This window comes from Pseudomonas sp. NFACC14, from assembly GCF_900106885.1.
GTDB lineage: Bacteria > Pseudomonadota > Gammaproteobacteria > Pseudomonadales > Pseudomonadaceae > Aquipseudomonas > Aquipseudomonas fluorescens_AA.
Map to the genome: position 1 here is coordinate 224036 of NZ_FNOA01000005.1, position 13484 is coordinate 237519.

Genomic DNA, 13484 nt, shown 5'->3' on the forward strand with positions numbered 1-13484 from the left:
GCGGGGATAAATCCCCTCGCCACAAAAGCGCGCTCTGCATGTCTCCAAGGGGAATGCACCCATGAAACCCTCGCGCCTGCTCTTGATCTGGCTCGCGCTGCTGCTGGCCCTCGGCATTGTGCTGGGCGCGCTGCGGGCACTCGGCGTGACCGTGCCGGCGACGCTGCTGTCGATCAACTGGGGGTTGCTGTTGGCCGTACTGGCCCTGGCGCTGCTCGACGCGCTGCGCGTCCGACGCCTGCCCTCGCCCCGGCTGCAACGGCAAATGCCCGGGAGCCTGGCCCTGGGTCGCTGGGGTGACGTGCGGTTGGACATCAGCCATGACTTTGCTCAGCCGCTGCACGTGCAGCTCTTCGATCATGTACCCGACGGCCTGGACTTCGAAAACCTGCCCCTGTCGGTCGAGCTGCAACCCGGCCAGCACAGCCAGGTCGGCTACCGCCTGCGCCCGCTCAAGCGCGGTCACTTCACCTTCGCCCAGTGCGAAACCAACCTGCCAAGCCCGCTGGGCCTGTGGACCGACAAACGCCTGCTGGAGGCCGTCGACCACACCCGTGTCTACCCGGACTTCGCCCGGCTCTACGACGGGCAACTGCTGGCGGTGGACAATTGGCTCAGCCAACTCGGCATCCGCCAGCGTCAACGTCGTGGCCAGGGGCAGGAATTCCATCAACTGCGGGAATTTCGCGAGGGCGACAGCCTGCGCCAGATCGACTGGAAAGCCACCGCCCGCCACCGCACGCCGATTGCCCGTGAATACGAAGACGAACGCGACCAGCAGATTATCTTCATGCTCGACTGCGGCAGGCGCATGCGCAGCCAGGACGGCGAGCTGGCGCACTTCGACCACGCCCTCAACGCGTGCCTGCTGCTCAGCTACACCGCCCTGCGCCAGGGCGATGCCGTGGGCCTGAGCACGTTCGCCAGTGAACAAAGCCGCTACCTGGCCCCGGTCAAAGGCACCGGCCAGCTCAACGTGTTGCTCAACACCGTGTACGACCTCGACAGCAGCCAACGCCCCGCCGACTACCAGGCCGCCGTCACCGAACTGTTGGCCCGGCAAAAACGCCGGGCCCTGGTGGTGCTGGTGACCAACCTGCGGGATGAAGACGATGCGCAACTGCTGGCGGCCGTGAAACGGCTGGGCCAACAGCATCGGGTGCTGGTGGCCAGCCTGCGGGAAGAGGCCCTCGACCGCTTGCGCCAGGCACCGGTGCAAAGCCTGCCTGAAGCCTTGGCCTATTGCGGGACGGTGGATTATTTGAACGCCCGGGCCGAGCTGCATAAGCAGTTGGCCGCCCATGGTGTGCCAACCCTGGATTCGCGCCCCAGCGAGTTGGGGGCGGACCTGGTGACCCAATACCTGGCCTGGAAAAAGGCCGGGACCGCCTAGGTCCTACAGCGAGCCAGCAAAGTTCCAGCTGACTACAGTGCCTTGCGCAACGGACTACAGATCCGCCAGAATCCGCCGGCTTGTGTGCCTTGGCCTTGCCCCGTAACTTGATTCGCGTCGCTGATATCCAGCGATCGGGTTTAGTCGCCCGGTGGTAAAAACGGTGTGCACAAGCGTCATCCAGTCGGGTTCCCCTATCCCCGCACTTGATGGTGGCTGTGCGCAGGGCGCCCTCGGGCGCGCCGGGCTTCGTTTTTCCACCGGTCGACTAACCTGCGTCCAGCCGCCACCCCCTCGTTTAGTCGCGAACCGGGTAGCAGCACCAATCATGGAAAAACGAATATGATCAAGCCAACCCCCAATCCACCCCATACCGGCTCGCAGTCCCCCCACGAAACCTTCGATCCCGAAAAACTCGACGAAGCCGCCCAAAGAGCCCTGGACTACTACCTCAAGCCCAACAACGGCCAGCCCGACCAGAAAACCGCCAAACACCTGGACTACTTCATCGTCGCCCCCGACGCCGACCCCGAAGGCATGCTCGCCCACACCTACGAAACCTTCTGCTCGGTGAGCACGCTGATCCTGGATTTATCTGAAGACCTGGAAGGCGCCCCGCGCAACCTGGCCCTGGCGATTCACCAGATGGGCGAGATGGGCGTGTTGTTGCTGGAGCGGATGCTGGATAACGAAGCGAAGGTTCAGCGCTGACAGGCACCCCGTAATCGCTGCGTAAGCGTGTAGGAGCTGTCGAGTGCAACGAGGCTGCGATCTTTCCCCAGACAATTGAGTCTCAAACGAAAGACCAGCAGATCAAGATCAAAAGATCGCAGCCTCGTTACACTCGGCAGCTCCTACAATCGAAGGCATCAAGCCGATTCCGGCAACGGATAGAAACTGAAATATTGCCGCAGCGCATTGATCAGTTGCCCGTACTCCGGCGGCGCCCACGTCAGGCTGAAGCCGGCGTCGAAATGCATTGGCGTCACGTCTTCCTGGCACCACAGGCACCTGGCTTTCAACTTGACGTTTTGCTGTGGTCCCTCATCAGCGGGAATTTTCAGGTGCAAGTCAAAATCCGCACCGATCATCAGCGGAAGATGGCTGATCAGCATCAGCCCATTTTCGGAAACATTGCCCAAAAAACCGATAGGCCTGTCGTTGATACCGTTAAACACTTTGAGGAAATACGGCAACTGATGCCGTTCGATTCGGCGTTCCTTGTACATGTCTTGTATCGCTTTCTTAGCGGCCACCATACCGGGCCTACCGATCACTTCGGAACGAACCCAAGCGAGCCCGCTCTCCCCGATCCCGGTGCCAGACGCTATCAATCGCCTTGGGCCTACTTCTGCCGGTCTCAGGTGCTTCTAAAAGTAGAGATCTAGCTCTAACTACGACTTGTACAAATATAGCCCAAGGTGGGGTGACAACCAGCCCCATGTATCAATTTTCATAAACACGATGGGCAGAGGCAGAGTGGCCAGGATTGCCCCTGGCCACGGGGGGGAGGGTCAAGAAGCTGGACGGATGGCCGAGGCGCTGCGGGTCGGGTAGTGGCCCAGGCTCTGCAGGGTTTCCAGACGGGCGCGAGCGCGGAACGCGTATTCACTGTTAGGGTATTGGGTGATGATGAACTGGTAGGTCTGTGCCGCATCGACAAACAGCTTCTGCCGCTCCAGGCACTGGCCGCGCAGCATCGAGACTTCCGGCTGCATGTAGCGGCGGGCACGGCTGGCGCGGTCGACCTGGGACAACTCGAGCATGACCTGCTCGCAATTGCCACGGTCATAGGCCTTGTAGGCCAGGTTCATGTGGTGGTTCATCGACCAACGGGTGCAGCCCGTGACGCTCAGGGCCAGGGCAACAAAAAGCACGAATCGCATGGGAGGTTCTCCTGTCTTGAGCCCTGTATCGACCTGGCTGGGAAAATCTGTAGGAGCTGCCGAAGGCTGCGATCTTTTGACCTTGACCCGATGTGCTGAGTTTTCGCTCAAGATTCAATTGTCTGGGGAAAGATCGCAGCCTCGTTGCACTCGGCAGCTCCTACGCAATGGTTTGCATTGCAATGGAGTAACGCGCAAAAATTTTCAAGAATGTTCATTTCGAAAAACAAACGAAAAAGTAGTGCATATGAACAATGACTACACCCAAAGAGCATAGTAGCCTTCGCTGGCGCTTGAACTTGAGGAGTCTTGCATGTCCGTCCGTCGCACCAAAATCGTCGCTACCCTTGGCCCGGCCAGTAATTCGCCGGAAGTTCTCGAACAGCTGATTCTGGCTGGCCTGGACGTTGCCCGTCTGAATTTCTCCCACGGCACGCCCGAAGAACACAAGGCACGTGCCAAGCTGGTGCGCGACCTCGCCGCCAAGCACGGCCGCTTCGTTGCCCTGCTGGGTGACCTGCAAGGCCCGAAGATCCGTATCGCCAAATTCGCCAACAAGCGCATCGAGCTGAAGATCGGTGACAAATTCACCTTCTCCACCAGCCATCCGCTGACCGAAGGCAACCAGCAGGTGGTGGGCATCGACTACCCGGACCTGGTCAAGGACTGCGGCGTGGGCGACGAACTGCTGCTCGACGACGGTCGCGTGGTGATGCGCGTCGAGACCGCCTCCGCCACCGAACTGAACTGCGTCGTGACCATCGGCGGCCCGCTGTCGGACCACAAAGGCATCAACCGTCGCGGCGGTGGCCTGACGGCGCCGGCCCTGACCGAAAAAGACAAGGCCGACATCAAGCTGGCCGCGGAAATGGAAGTCGACTACCTGGCCGTGTCCTTCCCCCGTGACGCCGCCGATATGGAATATGCCCGTCAACTGCGCGACGAAGCCGGCGGTACTGCCTGGCTGGTGGCCAAGATCGAACGCGCCGAAGCCGTGGCCGACGACGAAACCCTCGATGGCCTGATCAAGGCGTCCGACGCCGTGATGGTGGCCCGTGGCGACCTGGGTGTGGAAATCGGCGACGCCGAGCTGGTGGGCATCCAGAAGAAAATCATTCTGCACGCACGCCGCCACAACAAGGCCGTGATCGTCGCGACCCAGATGATGGAGTCGATGATCCAGAACCCGATGCCGACCCGCGCCGAAGTGTCCGACGTAGCCAACGCCGTGCTCGACTACACCGACGCCGTGATGCTCTCGGCCGAAAGCGCCGCCGGCCTCTACCCGCTCGAAGCGGTGCAAGCCATGGCGCGTATCTGCATCGGCGCTGAAAAGCACCCGACCAGCAAGACCTCCAGCCACCGCATCGGCAAGACCTTCGAGCGATGCGACGAAAGCATCGCCCTGGCGACGATGTACACCGCCAACCACTTCCCGGGCGTGAAGGCGATCATCGCCCTGACCGAAAGTGGCTACACGCCGCTGATCATGTCGCGCATCCGTTCCTCGGTGCCGATCTACGCGTTCTCCCCGCACCGCGAAACCCAGGCCCGCGCCGCCATGTTCCGTGGCGTCTACACCGTGCCGTTCGACCCGGCCGCCCTGCAACCGGGCGAAGTCAGCCAGGCGGCGGTGGATGAACTGGTCAAGCGCGGCGTCGTGCAGACCGGTGACTGGGTCATCCTGACCAAGGGCGACAGCTACCACACCATCGGCGGCACCAACGGGATGAAAATCCTGCATGTTGGCGACCCGATGGTCTGAGTGACCGAGCGCTGAAAAACAAAAGCCCTGCCATGTGAATGGTGGGGCTTTTTGGTTTTTACCTTGAAGTCTGTGCTGTCTGGTCTGCCGCCATCGCGAGCAAGCTCGCTCCCACAGGGTTTCATGGACACCGCAGACCTACTGTGGGAGCGAGCTTGCTCGCGATGGGGCCAGGCCAGGCGCTCCAGAATTCAATGCCTGTTGATAAAACCCGACAACGCCGCAACCGCCTCGGGCGAGCGCAGGCGTTGGGTGAACAGCTTGCCTTCTTCTTCAATCACCTTGCGCAACAGTTCCCGGTCCGGCGCCCTCATCAGTTGCTTGCTGATGCGCACCGCGTCAGGCGGCAGCGACTCGAAACCCAGCGCCACCTCCCGCGCCTTGGCCAGTGCCGCTTCACCGCTGTCCAGCGCCTCGGTGGCAATGCCCCACGCCACCGCTTGTTCGCCACTGAAGCCTTCACCCAACAGCAACAATTGCGCAGCCCTGGCCTGGCCCAGCAGCCGCGGCAGGATCAGGCTGGAACCGAATTCCGGGCACAGCCCCAGGTTGACGAACGGCATGCGCAGCCGCGCGTCCCGGCTGACGTAGACCAGGTCGCAATGCAGCAACAACGTGGTGCCGATGCCCACCGCCGGCCCGGCCACGGCGGCGATCACCGGTTTGCGGCAATCGAGCAGGCTGAGCATGAACTGGAATACCGGGTTGTCGAGGTCGTTCGGTGGCTGCTCGAGGAAATCGACGATGTCGTTGCCGGCGGTGAAGCAATCGCTGGAACCGCTGAGCAGCACCGCGCGGATCTGGGGGTCACTGTCCGCCATCGCCAGGGCTTGGGCCAATTGATGGTACATGGCCCGGGTCAGGGCGTTTTTCTTGTCCGGGCGGTTCAAGCGCACGGTCAGCAGGCCGCGTTGACGGTCGAGCAACAGGGTTTCGGTCATGATCGGTCTCGCGTCTGGAAATCAGCGCTCAACCACGGGGCAGGAAGACGTCGGCCAGCAGTTGATTGCGCGGCAAGCCAGCCAGGTACAAACGCTTGGCAAAGGCCTCGACCCGGTCGGGATGGCCGCAGAGTAAGGCCTGGGTTTGCCGGGAAACAAGCCGCAGTTGCGCCAAGGCGGACGGCGCCTCGGCCGCGGCCAGCAACTCCACCGAGAGATTTTCATGCTTGGCCGCCAACGCCGCCAGGGGTTTGGCCAGATAATGCCCGGTCGTATCATGGGCCACGTGAATAAGGCGAATCGCGCCTTGGTGATGCTGGCGCAAGGCTTCGCGCAGGAGACCGAACAACGGCGCCAGGCCCGTGCCAGCGGCGAGCAACCACAGCGGCCTGTCGTGCCAGTCGGCGTCGTAGTGCAAGGCACCGCCACGCAGTTCGCCCAGGCGGATCGGGTCGCCGGCCTTCATCTGCCGGGCCGCGTCGATGAACAGCCCGGGCTCGCGACAATCGAGGTGGAACTCCAGGAAACGGTCTTCTTCGGGCAGGCTCGCCAGGGAATACGGCCGGGCCACCTCGCCGGCCCACAGTACCAGATGCTGCCCGGCCCGATACCGCAGCGGCCGCTCGGGGGTGAGGCGCAGACGCAGCACCTCACCGCCCAGCCAATCCACCGCCATCACCTGGGCGGCCTGGCCGTCGCGTTGCGGGTCGAAGGTGTGGATCCGCACATCCTCGACCACCTGGCATTGGCAGGCCAGCCGCCAACCCTGGTCGCGCTGCGTCGGGCTCAAGGCGTCGGGGCGGCTGTCGCGCACATCGCCCCCCACGCACTGCACCAGGCAGGCGTGGCAGCTGCCGGCGCGGCAACTGTAGGGCACCGCCACGCCGGCGCCGTTCAAGGCGTCCAGCAGGTTACTGCCCGCCGCCACCGTCCATTGCCGGCCAGCGACTGTCAGTTCAGGCATCGACATTCTCCCAAGCGGCGGCGCAACGATTGCGGCCGTCTCGCTTGGCACGGTACAGGGCCTGGTCGGCACGCTGCAACGCGTTGTCCAGGTCATCGCCCATTTCCAGCATGGTCATGCCCGCCGACAGGCTGAGGGCGCCGACCTGCAGGCCGATCAGCTCGACTTCGGTGAACGCCAGCCGCAGCCGCTCGCAACAGGCCGTCAGGCGATGGGGGTCGCAAGCGGGCAGCAGCATGACGAATTCCTCGCCGCCGTAACGGGCCAGTACATCGCCCTCGCGCAGGCACGCCGTGGCGACCGCGGCAAACGCCTGCAGCACCTGGTCGCCCGCGGCATGGCCATGCAGGTCGTTGATGCGCTTGAAATGGTCGAGGTCGATCAGGGCCAGGCCATGGGCGACGCCAGGCCGGAGGGTGTTGAGTTCGCGGGAGGCCAGGCGCAGGAAGTGCCGGCGATTGAACAGCCCGGTCAGTTCATCGGTGGCCACCAGGTCTTCGAGCTGGCGCATCATGCCACGCAAGGTGTCCTGGTGCGCCTGCAAGGCAAACCGCCGCTGGCGCATGCGCTGGCGTGAGGTCTGGACGTAGCGGGCGTAAAACACCAGCCACACCAGCACGAGAAACAGCACGGCCACCTGCAACCCGGCCAGGGTGGGATCGGGAAGCCTGAAGAAGTAACCGTCCCAGAGGGTAATCGCGGTGAAGCTGATGAACACCAGCGACGCGCAGCGCACAAAGGCCCGGCGCGACAGATGGAACAACCCGAACAGCAGGATCAGCACATAAAACACCAGGAACACGCCCCGGGCCTGGTCCAGGTGCGCCATCATCCAGGTCTGCCAGCCCAGGCCGATCAACACCTGCACTTCGGTGAGGCTGGGGTCGGCGAAGCGCAGGTTGCGGTCGGTGATAAACAGCGCGAACAGCCCGGCCTGGCACAGCACCACCAACACGCTGCCGATGATGACACCGCGCAACGAGTCCAGGTAATGCCCACTGAAAAATGCCAGCCACAACAAAACCAGTGCCAGCGCGTATGTCGCGGCCGCCAAAGCGAAGCGTTTCAGCAAAAGACGTTGAATGGCGTTATGGGTCAATCGTTGACTCACCATGGGAAAGGAACTGACAGGAGGCGTCCTACGCTACAGGCCAGACGCCACTTTAGTGGCGTGTAGGGCAAATGACCATTCAATTCTGGAGCAGAAAAATGGCGTCAAAGCAATGGCCCAATTGACGCATTGTTGAGTGCTGGCAGATGCCCCCTGTGGCGAGGGGATTTATCCCCGCTGGGCTGCGAAGCAGACCTGAAAGCTGCCACTGCGGTGGGTCAGGTTAATGCCCATCTGTCTTTTGGGGCTGCTTCGCAGCCAGCGGGGATAAATCCCCTCGCCACAGATAAATCCCACTCCATACAGGCCGCTCGCTCCCACAGGGTGCCGGCCTGCGATATACTGCCGCGCCTTTTTAGCGTCGCGCCAGCATGCCCGGCGTGCCTTAAAGAGGTGTCGTCCGTCGACCGATGCACCCAAACGGACGGCACCTTATTGAATGTTCCCGTCTTCAGAGAGGAGCGCGACTCATGACCGTGATCAAGCAAGATGACCTGATACAGAGCGTTGCCGACGCCCTGCAGTTCATTTCCTACTACCACCCCGTGGATTTCATCCAGGCGATGCACGAGGCCTACCTGCGCGAAGAATCGCCGGCGGCCCGTGACTCCATGGCGCAGATCCTGATCAACTCGCGCATGTGCGCCACCGGCCATCGGCCGATCTGCCAGGACACCGGCATCGTGACCGTGTTCGTGCGCGTGGGCATGGACGTGCGTTGGGATGGCGCGACCATGAGCCTGGACGACATGATCAACGAGGGCGTGCGTCGCGCCTACAACCTGCCGGAAAACGTCCTGCGCGCTTCCATCCTGGCCGACCCGGCCGGCGCGCGTAAAAACACCAAGGACAACACCCCGGCGGTCATCCACTACTCCATCGTCCCGGGCAACACCGTGGAAGTGGACGTGGCGGCCAAGGGCGGCGGCTCCGAGAACAAGTCGAAGATGGCCATGCTCAACCCGTCCGACTCCATCGTCGACTGGGTGCTCAAAACCGTTCCGACCATGGGTGCCGGCTGGTGCCCACCGGGCATGCTCGGCATCGGCATCGGCGGCACCGCCGAGAAAGCCGCGGTCATGGCCAAGGAAGTCTTGATGGAATCCATCGACATCCACGAGCTCAAGGCCCGCGGCCCGCAGAACCGTATCGAAGAGATGCGCCTGGAGCTGTTCGAGAAGGTCAACCAACTGGGCATTGGCGCCCAGGGCCTGGGTGGCCTGACCACCGTGCTCGACGTGAAGATCATGGACTACCCGACCCACGCCGCCTCCCTGCCGGTGTGCATGATCCCCAACTGCGCCGCCACCCGTCACGCCCACTTCGTGCTGGATGGCACGGGCCCGGCGTCGCTGGAAGCGCCCCCGTTGGACGCCTACCCGGAAATCGTCTGGGAAGCCGGCCCGTCGGCTCGTCGCGTCAACCTCGACACCCTGACGCCAGAAGACGTGCAAAGCTGGAAGCCGGGCGAAACCGTGCTGCTCAACGGCAAGATGCTCACCGGCCGCGACGCGGCGCACAAGCGCATGGTCGAGATGCTGAACAAGGGTGAAACCTTGCCAGTGGACCTCAAGGGCCGCTTCATCTATTACGTCGGCCCGGTCGACCCGGTCGGCGATGAAGTCGTCGGCCCAGCCGGCCCGACCACCGCCACGCGGATGGACAAGTTCACCCGCCAGATCCTCGAGCAGACAGGCTTGTTGGGCATGATCGGCAAATCCGAGCGCGGCCCGACCGCTATCGAAGCGATCAAGGACAACAAGGCCGTCTACCTGATGGCCGTCGGCGGCGCCGCTTACCTGGTGGCCCAGGCGATCCGCAAATCCAAGGTCCTGGCGTTCGCCGAACTGGGCATGGAAGCGATCTACGAGTTCGAGGTCAAGGACATGCCGGTGACCGTTGCGGTCGATAGCCAAGGCGAGTCGGTGCACATCACCGGCCCTGCCATCTGGCAGAAGAAGATCAGCGACAGCCTGGCGGTCGAAGTGCAGTAACACGCATGTTGGCGTTGTGAAGAAGGCCGGTGGGGCGACAAGTCCACCGGCCTTTTTTATGTCGAACCCTGTCGGAGCCAGGTGAACACCACACCTCAATTCACCGCCTATCCCTGTGGGAGCGAGCTTGCTCGCTCCCACAGAGCAACCGCCATGCTATCGTGCCCGCCCGACTTTCCACTGGTTTACGCCAGCATGCTGCCGACCACCCGTACCTTGCGCCTGTCGTTGTACACCTTGCTGATCCTCGCCGGCGCGGCGGTTGCCGCCACCCTCGCCGTGCGCCACGCCGAACGCGAGGCCTTGAAGGAAGATGCCAGCCGTGCCAGCCAGCAGTTGGCGCTGTACGCCAATTCGTTGCACACCCTGATCGAACGCTACCGCGCCCTGCCCGCCGTGCTGGCGCTGGATCCGGAGTTGCGCTCGGCCCTCAAGGGGCCGGTCAGCGCGGCGCAGCAGGATGCGTTGAATCGCAAGCTCGAACAGATCAATGGCGCCGCCCAGTCATCCACACTGGAACTGCTCGACCACAGCGGCCTGGCCGTCGCGGCCAGTAACTGGCGCCTGCCCAGCAGCTATGTCGGGCACAACTATGGCTTTCGCCCCTACTTCATCCAGACCCGCACCCAGGGCACCGGGCGGTTTTATGCGGTGGGCGTGACCAGCGGCATCCCGGGGTACTTTCTCTCCAGCGCCGTGACCGGCGACAACGGCGAGTTCCTTGGCGCGATGGTGGTGAAGCTGGAGTTTCCGGAGCTGGAGCGCGAATGGCGCCAGGGCAGCGACACCCTGCTGGTCAGCGATGCCCGGGGCATCATCTTCATCGCCAATCGCCCGGGCTGGCGTTATCGCCACTTGCAGCCGCTGACCGACAGCGACCGCGCCGAACTCAAGGCCACCCGCCAATACGACAAACAACCGTTGCAAGCCCTGGCCCATGAACCGCTGCGCCGCTTCGACGACAACAGCCGCCTGGCCCGGGTCGAGGCCCCCGGTGGCTCGGAGGATTACCTGTGGGAATCCTTGCCGTTGAGCGCCGAAGGCTGGACCCTGCACTTGCTGCGCCGTCCGCAGATCGCCTTCGAGGACCTGCGCAACGCCGGGCTTGCCGCCGCCGGGTTGTGGCTGGCGCTGGTGTTCCTGTTGCTGTTTCTCAACCAGCGCTGGCGCCTGGCAAAGTTGCGCCAGCGCAGCCGCGAAGAGCTGGAACGGCTGGTGGAGGAGCGGACCCGGGACCTGCGCACCGCCCAGGACGGGCTGGTGCAATCGGCCAAGCTGGCGGCGCTGGGGCAGATGTCGGCGGCCCTGGCCCATGAAATCAACCAGCCCTTGACCGCCCAGCGCATGCAATTGGCAACCCTGCGCTTGCTGCTGGATCACGGTCGGGTCGATGACGCCTACAAGGCCCTCAAGCCGGTGGACGACATGCTGACCCGCATGGCCGCCCTCACCGGCCACTTGAAGACGTTCGCCCGCAAAAGCCCCAGTGGCCTGCGCGAACGCCTGGACCTGGCGGCAGTGGTGGACCAGGCGCTGCAACTGCTGGACACGCGCCTGCGGGACGAGCAGGTCAGCACCCTGTTGCACTTGACCCGTCCAGCGTGGGTGCGCGGCGATGCGATCCGCCTCGAGCAGGTGTTGATCAACCTGTTGCGCAACGCGCTCGACGCCATGGCCGGCCAACCTCTCAAGCGCCTGGAAGTGCGCCTGGAGGCCGATGATCAATTGTGGCGCCTGACCGTCAGCGACAGCGGCACCGGCATCGCCGAGGAACACCTGGCCCAGGTGTTCGATCCGTTTTTCACCACCAAGCCCGTGGGCGACGGCCTGGGCCTGGGGCTGGCGGTTTCGTTTGCAATCATCCATGAGTCCGGCGGGCGTCTGAGCGCGGACAACCACGAGAACGGCGCGGTATTCTGCGTGACCTTGCCCATCGATCAGGAGGCGCAACTGCATGCTTGATTCAGTCATGGTCGTGGATGACGAAAGCAGCATCCGCAATGCCGTCGAGCAATGGTTGAGCCTGTCGGGGTTCCAGGTGCAGCTGTTCAGTCGCGCCGACGAATGCCTGGCCCGGTTGCCGGAACATTTTCCCGGGGTGATCCTCAGCGACGTGCGCATGCCCGGCCTCAGCGGCCTGGAGCTACTGGCCGAAGTACGTCGCCGCGACCCGGACCTGCCGGTGATTCTGTTGACCGGCCACGGTGACGTGCCCATGGCCGTGGAGGCCATGCGCGACGGTGCCTACGATTTCCTGGAAAAACCCTTCAGCCCCGAAGCCCTGCTCGGCAGCCTGCGCCGGGCCCTGGACAAGCGCACCCTGGTCCTGGAAAACCGCCGCCTGCATGAGCAGGCCGACGCCCGCGCCCGCCTCGATGGCACGCTGCTGGGGGTTTCCCGTGCGCTGCAAAACCTGCGGCGCCAAGTGCTGGACCTGGCGGCACTGCCGGTCAACGTATTGATCCGCGGCGAAACCGGCAGCGGCAAGGAGTTGGTCGCTCGCTGCCTGCACGATTTCGGCCCGAGGGCGAACAAACCCTTTGTCGCGTTGAACTGCGCGGCCATTCCCGAAGCGCTGTTCGAGGCGGAGTTGTTCGGTCACGAAAGCGGCGCCTTCACCGGCGCCCAGGGCAAACGCATCGGCAAGCTTGAATATGCCGACGGCGGCACGCTGTTTCTCGATGAAATCGAAAGCATGCCCCTGGCCCAGCAGGTCAAGCTGCTGCGGGTATTGCAGGAACAGAAGCTCGAACGCCTGGGCTCCAACCAGAGCATCGCCGTGGACCTGCGCATCATCGCCGCCACCAAGCCCGACCTGCTGGACGAAGCCCGGGCCGGGCGTTTTCGCGAAGACCTGGCCTATCGCTTGAACATCGCCGAGCTACGCCTGCCGCCGCTGCGAGAACGGCGCGAGGACATTCCCCTGCTGTTCGAACACTTCACCCACAACGCCGCCGAACGCCTGGGCCGCCCCGCCGCGCCCCTGAGCGGCCCGCAGTTGAGCCATCTGCTCAGCCACGACTGGCCGGGCAATGTGCGGGAACTGGCCAACGTCGCCGAACGCCAGGTGTTGGGGCTGGATCAACTGCCCGCCCTGGAGACGGAGCCGGGCCAGTCCCTCGCGGCCCAGCAGGAAGCCTTCGAAGCCCAATGCCTGCGCGCCGCCCTGACTCGGCACAAAGGTGATGTGAAAGCCGTGCTCGAAGAATTGCAACTGCCACGCCGCACCTTCAATGAAAAGATGCAGCGGCATGGGTTGAGCCGGGAGATGTTTTTGTAGGTTTCTGTGGCGCCTGCACTGGCGCCATCGCGAGCAAGCTCGCTCCCACAGGGTTATGCGTACACAGACAAAAATGTGGGAGCGAGCTTGCTCGCGATGAGGTCAGAGCCAACACCCCCGAATAAGCGGATTTCCGCTCACCACCAATCG

Annotated in this window: 11 protein-coding genes; 6 read left to right on the forward strand and 5 right to left on the reverse strand. The window is 63.5% G+C overall.

Translation table 11 applies throughout. From position 1 onward, the window contains the following. The first annotated feature begins 61 nt into the window (after positions 1 to 61). Both BLU85_RS11150 and BLU85_RS11155 read left to right on the forward strand, forming a co-directional pair. Complete coding sequence (locus BLU85_RS11150) at positions 62 to 1393, forward strand: DUF58 domain-containing protein (protein WP_092201423.1); 1332 nt, start codon at positions 62 to 64, stop codon at positions 1391 to 1393. Positions 1394 to 1735: 342 nt separating this feature from the next. Then, a complete protein-coding gene (locus BLU85_RS11155) occupies positions 1736 to 2104 on the forward strand; it encodes a DUF6124 family protein (RefSeq protein ID WP_092201421.1) in 369 nt (122 codons plus the stop codon). 158 nt (positions 2105 to 2262) lie between these two features. Here BLU85_RS11155 and BLU85_RS11160 read toward each other — a convergent pair whose 3' ends face one another. Then, positions 2263 to 2622: a PilZ domain-containing protein gene (locus BLU85_RS11160; protein ID WP_092201419.1), complete on the reverse strand. Its 360-nt coding sequence runs from the start codon at positions 2620 to 2622 to the stop codon at positions 2263 to 2265. Between the two features lie 285 nt (positions 2623 to 2907). Then, positions 2908 to 3279 carry a tetratricopeptide repeat protein gene (locus BLU85_RS11165; protein WP_092201417.1) on the reverse strand — a complete coding sequence of 124 codons (372 nt, stop codon included), beginning with the start codon at positions 3277 to 3279 and terminating at the stop codon, positions 2908 to 2910. 313 nt (positions 3280 to 3592) lie between these two features. Between BLU85_RS11165 and pyk the strand changes: the two genes are divergently transcribed. After that, entirely contained in the window at positions 3593 to 5044 is a 1452-nt protein-coding gene (gene pyk, locus BLU85_RS11170; RefSeq protein ID WP_092166364.1) for a pyruvate kinase, read from the forward strand. Between the two features lie 191 nt (positions 5045 to 5235). Here pyk and BLU85_RS11175 read toward each other — a convergent pair whose 3' ends face one another. Genes BLU85_RS11175 through BLU85_RS11185 form a run of 3 tightly spaced genes read right to left on the reverse strand, consistent with a single transcriptional unit; the run spans position 5236 to position 8048 of the window. After that, the gene (locus BLU85_RS11175; RefSeq protein ID WP_092201415.1) at positions 5236 to 5985 is read right to left on the reverse strand and encodes an enoyl-CoA hydratase-related protein; all 750 of its coding nucleotides are present in this window, start codon (positions 5983 to 5985) and stop codon (positions 5236 to 5238) included. A 28-nt stretch (positions 5986 to 6013) separates the two neighbouring features. Further along, positions 6014 to 6949 carry an iron-sulfur-binding ferredoxin reductase gene (locus tag BLU85_RS11180; RefSeq protein ID WP_092201413.1) on the reverse strand — a complete coding sequence of 312 codons (936 nt, stop codon included), beginning with the start codon at positions 6947 to 6949 and terminating at the stop codon, positions 6014 to 6016. Beyond that, positions 6942 to 8048, reverse strand: coding sequence for a GGDEF domain-containing protein (locus tag BLU85_RS11185; protein ID WP_060743142.1), 1107 nt, complete (start codon positions 8046 to 8048; stop codon positions 6942 to 6944). The genes BLU85_RS11180 and BLU85_RS11185 overlap by 8 nt, the downstream gene beginning before the upstream one ends. 482 nt (positions 8049 to 8530) lie before the next feature. Between BLU85_RS11185 and BLU85_RS11190 the strand changes: the two genes are divergently transcribed. The 3 genes from BLU85_RS11190 to BLU85_RS11200 all read left to right on the forward strand — a co-directional run bounded on the left by BLU85_RS11190 (position 8531) and on the right by BLU85_RS11200 (position 13334). Next, complete coding sequence (locus BLU85_RS11190) at positions 8531 to 10054, forward strand: fumarate hydratase (RefSeq protein ID WP_060740866.1); 1524 nt, start codon at positions 8531 to 8533, stop codon at positions 10052 to 10054. 195 nt (positions 10055 to 10249) lie between these two features. Next, a complete protein-coding gene (locus tag BLU85_RS11195; RefSeq protein WP_092201675.1) occupies positions 10250 to 12016 on the forward strand; it encodes a sensor histidine kinase in 1767 nt (588 codons plus the stop codon). Further along, positions 12009 to 13334: a sigma-54-dependent transcriptional regulator gene (locus BLU85_RS11200; protein WP_092201411.1), complete on the forward strand. Its 1326-nt coding sequence runs from the start codon at positions 12009 to 12011 to the stop codon at positions 13332 to 13334. The genes BLU85_RS11195 and BLU85_RS11200 overlap by 8 nt, the downstream gene beginning before the upstream one ends. The last annotated feature ends 150 nt before the right edge of the window (positions 13335 to 13484 follow it).